Source organism: Burkholderia sp. E168m23 (genome assembly GCF_016586125.1).
Lineage (GTDB): Bacteria > Pseudomonadota > Gammaproteobacteria > Burkholderiales > Burkholderiaceae > Burkholderia > Burkholderia orbicola.
On record NZ_BCPP01000082.1, the window covers coordinates 1 to 12,557 of the forward strand.

Annotated in this window: 15 protein-coding genes; 12 read left to right on the plus strand and 3 right to left on the minus strand. The window is 68.3% G+C overall.

Going from position 1 to position 12,557, the window contains the following annotated elements:
* The first annotated feature begins 116 nt into the window (after nucleotides 1-116).
* The 6 genes from JMF90_RS06965 (at nucleotide 117) to JMF90_RS06990 (ending at nucleotide 5,171) form a co-directional block, all read left to right on the plus strand.
* Nucleotides 117-440, plus strand: coding sequence for a hypothetical protein (locus JMF90_RS06965; RefSeq protein ID WP_011549010.1), 324 nt, complete (start codon nucleotides 117-119; stop codon nucleotides 438-440).
* Nucleotides 441-456: 16 nt separating this feature from the next.
* Complete coding sequence (locus tag JMF90_RS06970) at nucleotides 457-1,407, plus strand: LLM class oxidoreductase (protein WP_011549009.1); 951 nt, start codon at nucleotides 457-459, stop codon at nucleotides 1,405-1,407.
* A 151-nt stretch (nucleotides 1,408-1,558) separates the two neighbouring features.
* The gene (dkgB, locus tag JMF90_RS06975) at nucleotides 1,559-2,365 is read left to right on the plus strand and encodes a 2,5-didehydrogluconate reductase DkgB (protein WP_011549008.1); all 807 of its coding nucleotides are present in this window, start codon (nucleotides 1,559-1,561) and stop codon (nucleotides 2,363-2,365) included.
* A 69-nt stretch (nucleotides 2,366-2,434) separates the two neighbouring features.
* Complete coding sequence (locus tag JMF90_RS06980; RefSeq protein ID WP_011549007.1) at nucleotides 2,435-3,550, plus strand: alkene reductase; 1,116 nt, start codon at nucleotides 2,435-2,437, stop codon at nucleotides 3,548-3,550.
* Nucleotides 3,551-3,569: 19 nt separating this feature from the next.
* Nucleotides 3,570-4,514, plus strand: coding sequence for a cyclase family protein (locus tag JMF90_RS06985; RefSeq protein ID WP_011549006.1), 945 nt, complete (start codon nucleotides 3,570-3,572; stop codon nucleotides 4,512-4,514).
* A gap of 138 nt (nucleotides 4,515-4,652) precedes the next feature.
* Nucleotides 4,653-5,171: a DUF3455 domain-containing protein gene (locus tag JMF90_RS06990; RefSeq protein ID WP_011549005.1), complete on the plus strand. Its 519-nt coding sequence runs from the start codon at nucleotides 4,653-4,655 to the stop codon at nucleotides 5,169-5,171.
* Nucleotides 5,172-5,293: 122 nt separating this feature from the next.
* On the opposite strand, the gene JMF90_RS06995 is transcribed toward JMF90_RS06990, so the two are convergent.
* Nucleotides 5,294-5,959 carry an O-methyltransferase gene (locus JMF90_RS06995; protein WP_011549004.1) on the minus strand — a complete coding sequence of 222 codons (666 nt, stop codon included), beginning with the start codon at nucleotides 5,957-5,959 and terminating at the stop codon, nucleotides 5,294-5,296.
* A 48-nt stretch (nucleotides 5,960-6,007) separates the two neighbouring features.
* On the opposite strand from JMF90_RS06995, the gene JMF90_RS07000 reads away from it, so the two are divergent.
* The 3 genes from JMF90_RS07000 (at nucleotide 6,008) to JMF90_RS07010 (ending at nucleotide 9,399) form a co-directional block, all read left to right on the plus strand.
* Nucleotides 6,008-6,685 carry a TetR family transcriptional regulator gene (locus JMF90_RS07000; RefSeq protein ID WP_011549003.1) on the plus strand — a complete coding sequence of 226 codons (678 nt, stop codon included), beginning with the start codon at nucleotides 6,008-6,010 and terminating at the stop codon, nucleotides 6,683-6,685.
* 529 nt (nucleotides 6,686-7,214) lie between these two features.
* A complete protein-coding gene (locus JMF90_RS07005; protein ID WP_011549002.1) occupies nucleotides 7,215-8,603 on the plus strand; it encodes an NCS2 family permease in 1,389 nt (462 codons plus the stop codon).
* Nucleotides 8,604-8,805: 202 nt separating this feature from the next.
* Nucleotides 8,806-9,399: a hypothetical protein gene (locus JMF90_RS07010; RefSeq protein ID WP_011549001.1), complete on the plus strand. Its 594-nt coding sequence runs from the start codon at nucleotides 8,806-8,808 to the stop codon at nucleotides 9,397-9,399.
* A gap of 9 nt (nucleotides 9,400-9,408) precedes the next feature.
* On the opposite strand, the gene JMF90_RS07015 is transcribed toward JMF90_RS07010, so the two are convergent.
* Nucleotides 9,409-9,810 carry a CopD family protein gene (locus JMF90_RS07015; protein ID WP_011549000.1) on the minus strand — a complete coding sequence of 134 codons (402 nt, stop codon included), beginning with the start codon at nucleotides 9,808-9,810 and terminating at the stop codon, nucleotides 9,409-9,411.
* Nucleotides 9,807-10,115 (minus strand): DUF3817 domain-containing protein, encoded by a 309-nt coding sequence (locus tag JMF90_RS07020; RefSeq protein ID WP_023475797.1) that lies wholly within the window; start codon nucleotides 10,113-10,115, stop codon nucleotides 9,807-9,809. The genes JMF90_RS07015 and JMF90_RS07020 overlap by 4 nt, the downstream gene beginning before the upstream one ends.
* A 106-nt stretch (nucleotides 10,116-10,221) precedes the next feature.
* Between JMF90_RS07020 and JMF90_RS07025 the strand changes: the two genes are divergently transcribed.
* The 3 genes from JMF90_RS07025 to JMF90_RS07035 form a co-directional block, all read left to right on the plus strand.
* A complete protein-coding gene (locus tag JMF90_RS07025) occupies nucleotides 10,222-11,169 on the plus strand; it encodes a GlxA family transcriptional regulator (protein WP_011548998.1) in 948 nt (315 codons plus the stop codon).
* Nucleotides 11,170-11,229: 60 nt separating this feature from the next.
* Nucleotides 11,230-12,150 carry a LysR family transcriptional regulator gene (locus tag JMF90_RS07030; protein WP_011548997.1) on the plus strand — a complete coding sequence of 307 codons (921 nt, stop codon included), beginning with the start codon at nucleotides 11,230-11,232 and terminating at the stop codon, nucleotides 12,148-12,150.
* Nucleotides 12,151-12,376: 226 nt separating this feature from the next.
* Nucleotides 12,377-12,557: transporter substrate-binding domain-containing protein (locus JMF90_RS07035; RefSeq protein ID WP_201325003.1), on the plus strand; the 181-nt coding region annotated here is incomplete at its 3' end.

Consider the following 12,557-nt stretch of genomic DNA (forward strand, 5'->3'; position numbering starts at 1 on the left):
GTTTGCGCTCACCGCATTGAGCGGCCGTCTCGACAGCCGTCAGGGCCTGCCGGCACGCACGGCCGAACCCGTCGAACTCGCCCATTGAACGTCACCTTTTCACAGGAGCCACCAGCATGAACGCATCGACCCAACGTCCGCCGTTCGCCGGCAAGACTTTCGAAGTCCGTTACGACGGCCTCACCGCGCTCAACGCGTACGACGAGGACGGCCGCCACATGCGCTACGAGATCACCGAAGGCCCGTACGCGGGCGCGAAGGGCGAAGTCGAATACACGTGGCAGCCCATCGCCGGCGAGACCTACGCGATCTCGTGGCAGGAAGCCGATCGCGCCACTGTCGTGCACATCGACGATTTCGCCGCCGGCACGTCGCGCTCGTTCTTCACCGCTTCGTCGCTCGATTTCTACCGGCTCGACGGCAGCCTGCGCGCGGTCTGAACGGAGCAACCCGATCATGTCCCCCTCCCTCGACAAGCTCGCCGCCGGCGGCTTCAGCATCGGCATCGAACTGCCGCTCGACAACGACTGGACGCCGTCCGGCAACGCGAAACGCCGGCATGACGGCCGCCACCCCGGCGAGCCCGACCTGGAAATCCACGCGGAGCTCGCGCAACTGGCCGACACGCTCGGCTTTCGCGCGCTCTGGGTGCGCGACGTGCCGGTGTACGACCCGTCGTTCGGCGACGCCGCTCAGGTGTTCGAAACGTTCTCGTATCTCGGCTACCTCGCCGGCATCACGCGCGACATCCTGCTTGGCACCGCAGCCGTCGTGCTGCCGCTGCGCGAGCCGCTGCTGACGCTGAAATCGGCCGCGACGATCCAGGAACTGAGCGGCGGGCGCCTGCTGCTCGGCGTGGCGAGCGGCGACCGGCCGGTCGAATATCCGCTGTTCGGCCGCGACTTCGCGTCGCGCGGCGCGAACTTCCGCGACCAGATCGCGCTGCTGCGCGACGGCGCGCGCGGGCATCTGCCGCCCGGCCTGGAAGTGCTGCCCGCCGCCCGCTCGCCGGTGCCGCTGCTCGTCGCGGGCCTTGCGCAGCAGACGCCCGCGTGGATCGGCGAGCACATGGACGGCTGCCTCGCGTATCCGGGCACGCCGGCCGATCACCTGCAGCGCGCCGCGAACTGGCGGGCGGTGGCGGGCGACAAGCCGTACGTGAGCTTCATCCACCTCGACCTCGCGGAAGATCCGCACGAACCGCTGCAGCGGCACCGCTTCGGCGCCCGCGCGGGGCGCATCGCGCTGACGGAGGAACTCGCGGCGATGCGCGACGCAGGCGTGCGGCACATCGGCCTGCATTTCCGCCGCAACCGGCGGCCGCTCGACGAGACGATGGCCGAAATCGCAGCGGACGTGCTGCCCGCATTCCATCCGAAAACGAATCCGCAGACGCTCGCCGCATAAGGCCGGCGAGCGTCTTCCAATAGGCGAATTGCCGGCCAATATTTGATTTCAAATCAAATATTTTTGACCTCTAAAGGCGTTTATTTCATCAGTCTCAAGCGCCAGAATGACGTCCATCCCGCAATCGTTCCCCCTCTTTCAGGAGCACATGATGAGCAAGATTCCCGCATTCGGCCTCGGTACCTTCCGCCTGCAAGGCCAGGTGGTCATCGACTCGGTCCGCAATGGCCTCGAAGTCGGCTACCGCGCGATCGACACCGCACAGATCTACGGCAACGAAGCCGAAGTCGGCGAAGCGATCGCCGCATCGGGCGTGCGCCGCGAAGACCTGTTCCTCACGACGAAGATCTGGGTCGACAACTACGCGCCGGAGAAACTGGCGGCCAGCCTCGAGGAAAGCCTGCGCAAGCTGCGCACCGACGTCGTCGACCTGACGCTGATCCACTGGCCGGCCCCGGGCAACGGCGTGTCGATCGACGCGTTCATGACCGCGCTGGCCGATGCGAAGGCGAAGGGCCTCACGCGCCAGATCGGCATCTCGAACTTCAACATCGAACTGACGAAGGAAGCGATCGCGGCGGTCGGCAAGGACGCGATCGCGACGAACCAGATCGAACTGAGCCCGTACCTGCAGAACCGCAAGCTGGTCGAGTTCCTGAACGCCGAAGGCATCCACGTGACGTCGTACATGACGCTCGCGTACGGCAAGGTGCTCGGCGACCCGGTGATCGGCGCGATCGCGCAGCGTCACGACGCGACGCCGGCGCAAGTCGCGCTCGCGTGGGCGCTGCAACTCGGCTACTCGGTGATTCCGTCGTCGACCAAGCGCGAGAACCTCGCGAGCAACCTGCTCGCGCAGACGCTGCGCCTGACCGACGAAGACATGGCGCAGATCGCCGCGCTCGAACGCAACGGCCGCGAAGTCGACCCGGCCGGCCTCGCGCCGAAGTGGGACTGAGCACGCGGCGGCTTCATCCGATATGACCCATCCGCGGCCCGCCGGCCGCGGCACCGACAGGAATCCATCATGACCCAGGACCCGCTTTTCCAACCGCTGCGACTCGGCGCGCTGACGCTGCCGAACCGCATCGTGATGCCGCCGATGACGCGTTCGCGCGCGAGCCAGCCCGGCGACGAAGCCAACGAACTGATGGCCGCGTACTACGCGCAGCGCGCGAGTGCGGGCCTGATCGTCAGCGAAGGCACCTACATCGCGCCGCTCGGCAAGGGCTACGCGTGGACGCCCGGCATCCACACGCCGTCGCAGGTCGCCGGCTGGCGCAAGGTGACGGACGCCGTGCATGCCGCGCACGGCCGCATCTTCGCGCAGCTGTGGCACGTCGGCCGGCTGAGCCACACGAGCCTGCTCGGCGGCCAGCAGCCCGTATCGTCGTCGCCGCTCCAGGCGAAGGGCGTGAACGTGTTCATCGCCGGTGAAGACGGCAGCACGCCCGGCTTCGTGCAGGCGTCCGAGCCGCGCGCGCTGTCGATCGACGAGATCCGCGAGATCGTCGACCAGTACCGCACTGCCGCCCGTCATGCGATGGAAGCCGGCTTCGACGGCGTCGAGCTGCACGGCGCGAACGGCTACCTCGTGAACCAATTCATCGACTCGAACGCGAACACGCGCGCCGATGCGTACGGCGGCTCGCTGGAGAACCGGCTGCGGTTCCTGCGCGAAGTCACGCAGGCGCTGATCGAAGGGACCGGCGACGCGTCGCGCGTCGGCATCCGTCTCGCCCCGCTGACCACGCTGAACGGCTGCGTCGACGACGACCCGGAAACCACCTACCTCGCCGCCGCGAAGCTGCTCGGCGAACTCGGCGTCGGCTATCTGCACATCGCGGAAGCCGACTGGGACGACGCGCCGCTGATGCCGGTCGCCTTCAAGCAGCAATTGCGCGCCGCGTTCCCGGGCGTGCTGATCTATGCCGGCGCGTACACCGCCGAGCGCGCCCGCGAAGCGATCGCCGCCGGCTGGGCCGACCTCGTCGCATTCGGCCGCCCGTTCGTCGCGAACCCCGATCTCCCCGAGCGGCTGCGCACCGGCGCCGCGCTCGCACCGCACGATCGCAACACCCTGTTCGGCGGCGGCGCCCACGGCCTGACCGACTACCCGACGCTCGCGCAGGCCGCGGCATAACGATAGACAGGAATCTGAAATGAAAGCAACGCTCGCCCGGCTCGCGCTCGCCGCGATTTTGCCGCTCGCGGCAGCCCAGGCGGCGCACGCCGCGCCGGCCGCCCCGGCGGCCGACTGGTATCCGTCCGTGTATGGCGCCGATGACGAAATCGGCGCGGCCAACCTGCTGACGCCCGACGTCATCAAGCAGGCGGTCGGCCTCGTGAAGGCCGGCAAGACCTATCCGCTGGCCGTGCCGGTGGACAAGCACCTGCCGGCGTTCCGCCATCGCAGCTTCCGGCTGTACAACGTGCAGGTCGGCCAGCAGGCCGGCAAGAGCCTCGGCCCGAACAAGTTCACGTTCAACGACGAACTCGTCAACGCATGGACCGGCGTCGGCACGCAGTTGAACGGCATCGGCCACATCGGCATCGACAACGTGTACTACAACGGCAACCGCGCGGCCGATTTCGTGACCGTCGACGGCGTGAAGAAGCTCGGCGTCGAGAAGGTGCCGCCGATCGTCACGCGCGGCGTCGTGCTCGACATGACCGCCTACTACGGCAAGCCGATCGTGCCGGGCGGCACCGAATTCACGGTCACCGACATCCAGGCCGTGCTGAAGAAGCAGGAGCTGACGCTGCGCAAGGGCGACGTCGTGCTGTTCAACACCGGCTGGCTCGAGCTGATCGGCAAGGACGACAAGCAGTTCCTCGACGTCGAGCCGGGCATCGGCATGGAAGCCGCGAAGTGGCTGGCCGACCAGGGGATCGTCGCGTTCGGCGGCGACACGTGGGCGTCGGAGGTCTATCCGAATCCGCACACGCAGGACGAATTCCCGGTCAACCAGTACATGCTCGCGAAGCGCGGCATCTACAACCTGGAGCTGATCGACAGCCGTGCGCTGGTGCGCGACAAGGCATGGGAATTCCTGTTCGTGCTCGGCCAGCCGCTGTACGTCGGCTCGACGCAGGTCATCCGCTGATCGCGCGCCCGCCCTGCGGCAATCGCGGCGACTATCGCCGCGATTGTCATTTCTGCATTGCAGCCTGTGCGATCGGCGTCTAACGTTGACGGGATCGACGCCATACGACCGTCACCCGACCTGAAAGGACGCCCCGTCATGCCAAGCCGCTCCCCGACACGCGACATGCTGCTGGCCCTTGCGGCCGGCCTTTCCCTGGCGGCTTTCACCGCGCCCGCCCACGCCGACGAGGCCGCCGGCCTCGCGCCGCCGGCGCCGGCCACGCCGGTGCTGGCGACCACCGCGACCGGCGTGCAGATCTATGCGTGCGAATACGACGCCGACCACCGGCTCGCGTGGGCCTTCAAGCGCCCGGAGGCGATGCTGTTCGATGAAAGCGGCACGCTCGTCGTGCGGCACGGTGCGGGGCCGTCGTGGGAAGCGCTCGACGGCAGCCGCATTACCGGCAAGAAGCTCGCGGAAGTGCCGAGCGCAAACACGGCCAGCGTTCCGCAACTGCTGCTCGCGGCGACGCCGGCCGCAACCGGCACGCTCGCCGGCGTGCGCTTCGTGCAGCGGCTCGACACCGCGGGCGGTACGCCGCCGGCCGCGACCTGCACGACCGAGCATGCGGTCGGCCGCTTTCCGTACTTCGCGCGCTACGTGTTCCTGAAGTGATGCGCACGACGTCGCAAGCGACGGGCGTCATCCCGTCGCCTTTCGTCATGCGTCGATTTAATCAGCCATCCTATATTTGATGCGGGGAAGCGTGAAATCACCGGCACCCTCGTTCCGTCTGGTCAGCGTGTCCGCATCGACAATTCGACGTCGCCGCCGAACGGCACCGACAGATAGCCGTTTTCCGGTGCGCGCACGTAAGCAAGATAGTCGGGGCTGTATTCCGCGTTGTCGGCCACGACGAACGCGCCCGCCCTGAGCCGCGGCTCGACCCGCGCGAGAATCTCCGGATACAGCGCCTTCGCTCCGTCGAGCAGCAGCAGATCGACCGCATCCGGCAGATCGTTAGCCAGCGTACGCAGCGCATCGCCTTCGCGAATCTCCACGAGATCGGCCAATCCGGCCGCCGCCAGGTTCGCCTGTGCGCGCACGACCTTCGACGGCTCGAACTCGCTCGTGATCAGCCGCCCGCCGCCGTTGTCGCGCAGCGCGGCCGCGAGATGCAGCGTCGAAATGCCGAACGACGTGCCGAATTCGACGATTGCCTTCGCGCCGCCACTGCGCGCGAGCATGTACAGCAGCATGCCCGTCTCGCGCGACACGGGAAGCGGGTAATCCTTCAGGCGCGCATACAGATCGGCGTAGTCCGTCTTGCTGCGCATCAGCCGCGCTTGCTCGTCGCGCGACACGTTGGCGAAGGCCGGGCTCGTCGCGGGCGACGACGCATCGGCTTCGTCGAACAGGCGCGCCAGCAGCGAAGCCAGCGGGTCGAGCATCAGGGTGGTCATGCGATATCTCCGGTAGCAGTTGAGTGCGTCAGTGCACCCGACTAGAATATGACGAACTATTCAGGTTTTACTATTCGCATTGGCAAATCGCTCATGACCGACCGCCGAAACGCCCCGATCGCCACGCGCAAGCAGCCTCGGCAGGCGCGCTCGACCCGCCTCGTCGAGGACGTCCTGCAGGCGGCTATTCAGGTTTTGGCGAGTGAAGGCGCGCAGCGCTTCACGATGGCGCGCGTGGCCGAGCGGGCCGGCGTGAGCGTCGGCTCGCTGTACCAGTACTTCCCGAACAAGGCGTCCGTACTGTTCCGGCTCCAGCACGACGAGTGGCGGCAGACGCACGACATGCTGTGCGGGATACTGCAAGACACGCGGAAGACGCCGCCCGAGCGGCTGCGCACCGCCGTCCACGCGTTCATCCGTTCGGAATGCGACGAGGCGCCGATGCGGATCGCCCTCGACGATGCCGCCCCGCTCTATCGCGACGCCCCCGAGGCGCAGGACGTGAAGGCCGAGGGCAACCGGGCGTTCAGCGCGTTCATGCGCGAAGCGCTGCCCGACGTGTCCGACGCCACGCATGCGCTCGCGTGCGAGCTGATCCTGACGACGCTCACCACGGGCGGCAAGGCGTTCTCCGAAACGGCGCGCACGCCGGCGGAAATCGACGCCTATTCGGCCGCGATGGCCGACATGTTCTGCGCGTATCTCGCGCATCTCGCGCACGATTGAGGCCCGCGCCGACACGGAAACCGCGCACGCGCGCCAGTCGTATCGTCCGGATGCAGGTTCTGCGCGGCGGCGAATCCCGTCACCCGCCCCGGTTCGCGCCGGCTTCCGGCCTCATTCTGAAAGCAATTCGTAAAATCCAGTGCCTCGCCCGCTTGCGCGCTGCCCGCCGACCCTGCATTCAAATAGTCGCCTTAACGGATTCGAACTAGGCGTATACACGCGGGCCGGCGCGACGGAGCCCCGTCGCACGCCGATATAAGCGCTGCGACATGCGCTGCATGCTCTTCCCCCGATGGGACGTGATGGGCGGCTCGCCTAACCTTCGCTACGGCAAAGCACACGTGACGGGGTCGACACCGCAACGCGTCGCACGACGCGACACCCTCGCGATCGTTTCGACTCGCCCGTAACGACACACACCACGCGTCATGCGTCCCCACGACGTTGCCGATCAATCCAACCAGATACGAGACACCCTGACGACGGTTCGCGACGAGCCGTTTCAGCATGCTGATAAAGGAGCAAGCTCATGAGTGATACCCCGGTGCAGCCGACAGTCGGCGTCGGCGCGGAAGAACCCGGCCTGGGCGCCAACGGCGCCATCGACCGGTACTTCGGCATTTCGTCGCGCGGCAGCACGCAGCGCCGCGAGATCATTGCCGGCGTGACCACCTTCCTCGCGATGGTCTATTCCGTGTTCGTCGTGCCCGGCATGTTCGGCAAGGCCGGCTTCGACACGAGCGCGGTGTTCGTCGCGGTGTGCCTCACCACCGCGTTCGGCTCGCTGCTGATGGGCCTGTGGGCGAAGCTGCCGATCGCGATCGGCTGCGCGATCTCGCTGACCGCGTTCACCGCGTTCGGGCTCGTGCTCGGCAAGGGGCTGCCTCCGACGGTCGCGCTCGGCGCGGTGTTCCTGATGGGGCTCGTGTTCACCGGCATCTCGGTCACCGGCGTGCGTTCGTGGATCTTGCGCAACCTGCCCGCGGGCGTCGCGCACGGCACCGGGATCGGCATCGGCCTGTTCCTGCTGCTGATCGCGTCGAACGACGTGGGCCTCGTGATCAAGAACCCGGGCGCCGGCCTGCCGGTCTCGCTCGGCCAGATCACCGCGTTCCCGGTCATCATGTCGGTCGTCGGCCTCGCCGCGATCTTCGGCCTCGAAAAGCGTCGCGTGCCGGGCGGCATCCTGCTCGTCGTGATCGCGATCTCGGTGTTCGGCCTGATCTTCGATCCGGGCGTGAAGTACCGCGGCATCTTCGCGCTGCCGTCGCTCAGCGCACCGGGCCACGCGTCGCTGATCGGCGCGATGGACATCAAGGGCGCGCTGTCGATGGCCGTGCTGCCGAGCGTGCTCGCGCTGGTGATGACCGCCGTATTCGACGCGACCGGCACGATCCGCGCGGTTGCGGGCCAAGCCGGCCAGCTCGAGGGGAACGGCCGCATCATCAACGGCGGCCGTGCGCTGACCGCCGATTCGATCAGCTCGATCTTCTCCGGCTTCCTCGGCGGCGCGCCGGCGGCGGCCTACATCGAGTCGAGCGTCGGCGTGGCCGCCGGCGCGAAGACGGGCCTCGCGGCGGCCGTGGTCGGCCTGCTGTTTCTCGTCGTGATGTTCTTCTCGCCGCTCGCGGGCCTCGTGCCGTCGTACGCCACCGCACCGGCGCTGATGTACGTCGGCCTGCTGATGCTCGGCAGCGTGAGCAAGCTGCACATGGACGACATGGTCGACGCGATGTCGGGCCTCGTGTGCGCGGTGTTCATCGTGCTGACCGCGAACATCGTGACGGGCATCATGCTCGGCTTCTCGACGCTCGTGATCGGCCGCGTCGCCAGCGGCGAATTCCGCAAGCTCAACGTCGGCACCGTGCTCATCGCGGCCGTGCTCGTCACGTTCTATCTCGGCGGCTGGGCCATCTGAGCGCGAGACCTGCGCGACGTCGCCGGCAGAAGGACGGCGCGCATCGGGACGGTATCGTCTCCTCCACCATCCTCGTTGATGGTCTCCAGCCTGGGAACGCGAGTTTCCAGGCTTTTTTTGCGGGTGCGACGCGCTGCGCGCAAACGGCGCGACACCCGTTCGCGCCCGGTGCTACGATCGCGTTTTGCCTTCAGGAGTCGCGATGAACACACTCGGCATCGTCTCCGAATCGAGCACCCGGGCCTCGGCGCGCAAGCCGCCGTTCATTCCGTCGTTCGGCTTCCACGAAGTGCACGAATCGCAGCCGATCGGCGCGCCGCCCGCGCGCATCATCGACGTCGTCGCGTCGCTCGACATGCGCGCCGATCCCGTCATCGACACGCTGCTGACGGTGCGTGAATTCCCGGCGGCCATCGCCGGCGCGCTACGCCACGCGCCGGCCCGCCCCCAACGCGCGCGCTTCGGCTTCGACACCTTCACGCCGCTCCACCGTGACGACACGTCGCTGTCGCTCGGCCTCGTCGGCCGCTTCTGGCGCCCGACGCCCGACGTGCGCCCCCTCGCGGATGCCGACGCCTTCGTCCGGCACGACGACCCGCGTGATGCGAAGCTGGTGCTGCGGTTCGAGGTGGTCGGGCTCGCGTCGGGCGCGCACATCCTGCGCACCGAAACCTTCGTCCATTGCCCGAGCGCGCGCACGCGCGCGCTGTTCACACCGTACTGGCTCGCGATCCGGCTGGGGAGCGGCTGGATTCGGCGTCGTACGCTGGCGGCAGTGGAAATCGCTCTGGCGTGATTCGCGCCATCAGAACGGCTTGATCACGGCCAGCCCGACGACGAGCGCCATCACGACGATCACCACGCCGGCCGCGTGCCCGAGCCACGGCGCCGGCACGACGACGAGGTCGTCGCGCTCCATGCGCCGCAGCGTGCCGGCCAGGACCCCGTGCAGCACCGACAGCGCGACGACGAGCGCAAGCTTCACCGACAGCCACGCGGCGCCGAACCAGTGGCCGCTCAGCGCGAGCGCGATGCCGGCGATCCAGACGATCGCGAGCGCAGGCGCCGTCACCGCGCGATCCCAGCGCCGCACCGCGCGATGCACGGCGAGATTCGCAATACGCACCGCGACGGACGACAACAACAGCCCGCCGACGAACGTGACGACGGCGGCCAGATGCACGGCCTTCAGCATCAGGTAGATCATCGCGCGTGCCGCCTGCGCGCGATCCAGCCGGCGCTCGCCAGCCCCGCGAACGGCACGACGGCCGACAGCACCAGCCGCGCGACCTCGGCCTTGCTCCATAGCCCGCTCGACGCGGTGCCGACCACCGCCCACACGTACATCGCGAACGCGATGCCGTGAACCGGACCCATGATCGATACCGCCACCGGATAGCCGGCCAGATGCTTGAGCGGCACGGCCACGCACACCAGCACGACGAGCGTGGTCGCCTCCAGCAGCGACAGGTATTGCAGGTTCCGCAACGCGTTGCGATCGTCTTGTTTCATCGGCAGGCCTCCAGGTGGTCCGCCGCGATTGTCGCGTGTGGCGCCGAGTCGAGCCATTGGCTAGAATGACATCTTTCAACGGATTCTGGCCACAGCCTCGAACGCCATGCACACGGTCGCCGTTCTCGCCTTGCCCGATGTCGTGCCGTTCGATCTGGGCGTCGCCTGCGATACGTTCGCGCGCGTGCGGGCGCCGAATGTCGAGCAGGCGTACCGCGTGCGCGTGTGCAGCGAACAGCCGCGCGTCGGCGGCGAGCTGTTCGAGCTGCGCCCGCCGTTTCGCCTCGATGCGCTGGCCGACGCCGACACGATCATGGTCCCCGGCACGTCGGTGCCGCTCGCGCCCACGTCGCGCCGCGTGCTCGACGCGCTGCGCGCGGCGGCCGCGCGCGGATGCCGGATCGCATCGATCTGCAGCGGCGCGTTCGTGCTCGCGGAAGCCGGGCTGCTCGACGGCCTGCGCGCGACGACGCACTGGCTCGCGGCCGCCGAACTCGCGCGCCGCTACCCGAACGTCGACGTCGATCCGAACGTGCTGTTCGTCGACAACGGCCAGATCCTGACCTCGGCCGGCGCGGCGGCCGGCCTCGATCTGTGCCTGCACATGATCCAGGCCGACTATGGCGCGGCGGTCGCCGTCGACGCCGCCCGCAGCGCGGTGGCGCCGCGCGTGCGCGAAGGCGGGCAGGCGCAGTTCATCGCGCCCGAATGGCCGGCCGGCGGCGACGGGCTGCACGACCTGATGGACTGGCTGCACGCGAACCTGCGCCAGCCGCTGACGCTCGACGCGATCGCGCGCAAGGCGTCGACGAGCGTGCGCACGCTGACGCGGCGCTTCCAGGAGCAGACGGGCACGTCGCCCGGGCAATGGCTGCAGACCGCGCGTGTGCGGCATGCGCAGCAGTTGCTGGAGGTGACCGAGCTGTCGATCGAACACGTGGCGACGGAAGCCGGGTTCGGTTCGGTCACCGCGTTTCGCGAACGCTTCGCGCGTATCGTCGGCACGTCGCCGCAGCGCTATCGGCAGGCATTCCGCGCGCGCGCCGATGCGTGACCTTCAGCGGGCTCGGCCCCCGAACCCACCGCTCCCGCTCGCACCAACCGGACCCGACCGATGACCCGCATCCGCAATCCCCTGAACATCGCGCAGCTCCAGGCATTCGTCTCCGCCGCGCACCTGAAGAGCCTGCGCGCCGCCGCGCGGGAGCTCGGCGTCACGCAGCCGGCAATCACGCACACGATCCGCGAGCTCGAAACGGCGCTCAACGCGGAACTGCTCGTGCGCAGCGTGCGCGGCGTCGAGCTGACCGCCTGCGGCGCGGCGCTGCTGCCGCGCGCCGAGCAGTTGCTCGGCGACGTCCGCCGCACGGTCGAGGCCGTCGAGCAGGTGAAAGGCGAGATGTCGGGCCGCGTCGCGGTCGGCACGATGCCGTCGATCGCGCTGACCGCGTTGCCGCACGCGGTGACGGCGTTTCGCCAGTCAATGCCGAACGTCAGCCTGCATCTCGAGGAAATGACGGTGCCGGACGCGCTCGCGCAACTGCGCAACGGCACGCTCGACATCGCTGCGATGCACCATGTGCCCGCGCTCGACCGCGATTTCACGCAATTGCCGCTGCTGTCGACCGAATTCACGATCGTGATGCGCGACGGTCATCCGCTCGCGCAGGCGCGCCGGTTAGAGGAATTGCTCGACGCCGAGTGGATCGTCACCGTCGGCGCCGAGCAGTTCCCGCACAGCGTGATGGTCGGGATGTTCGAGGCGCACGGGCTGCCGCTGCCGAAACGTCTGCTGCGCTCGCCGATGTCGTTCGCGGTGACGCTCGGGCTCGTCGCGCGCTCGGACGTGATCGGCTGCTTCACGCGCCCGCTCGCCGCGATGGTCGCGCCGCTCGGCATTCGCACGGCCGAACTCGACGAAAGCATGCCGCGCTTCGACCTGTCGATCATCGCGCGGCGCGACCTGCTGCCCACGCCCGCCGTGTCGCACTTCGTCACGTGCCTGCAGCGCGCGGTCAACGAAACGCTCGGCTGAATCGTTCCTGTGTGTGAAACGGCGGCGCATCCGACGCGCCGCCGCCGGGCCCGGTATCGGGGCTTGTCCTAGGCGCCCTGCCGGTATTTTGTCTTGATAATCTTCCGCACGTCGCGCGCCCCCATCGGGCGGGCGAAACGGACTGTCCGACGCGAAGCCGCGACGGGCCGAAGGCTTACGGCGCGGCACAACCGCGCACCCATCGAACAAAACGAGGAGTCACCGAGTGAAAAAGATTCTTGCGGCTGTGACCGTGGCCCTGCTCGCCGTATCGGCCGGCAGTGCATACGCGAAGGACTGGTCGACCGTGCGGTTCGGCGTCGACGCAAGCTACCCGCCTTTCGAATCGAAAGGCGCCGACGGCAAGGTGGTCGGCTTCGACGTGGATCTCGGCAACGAGATCTGCC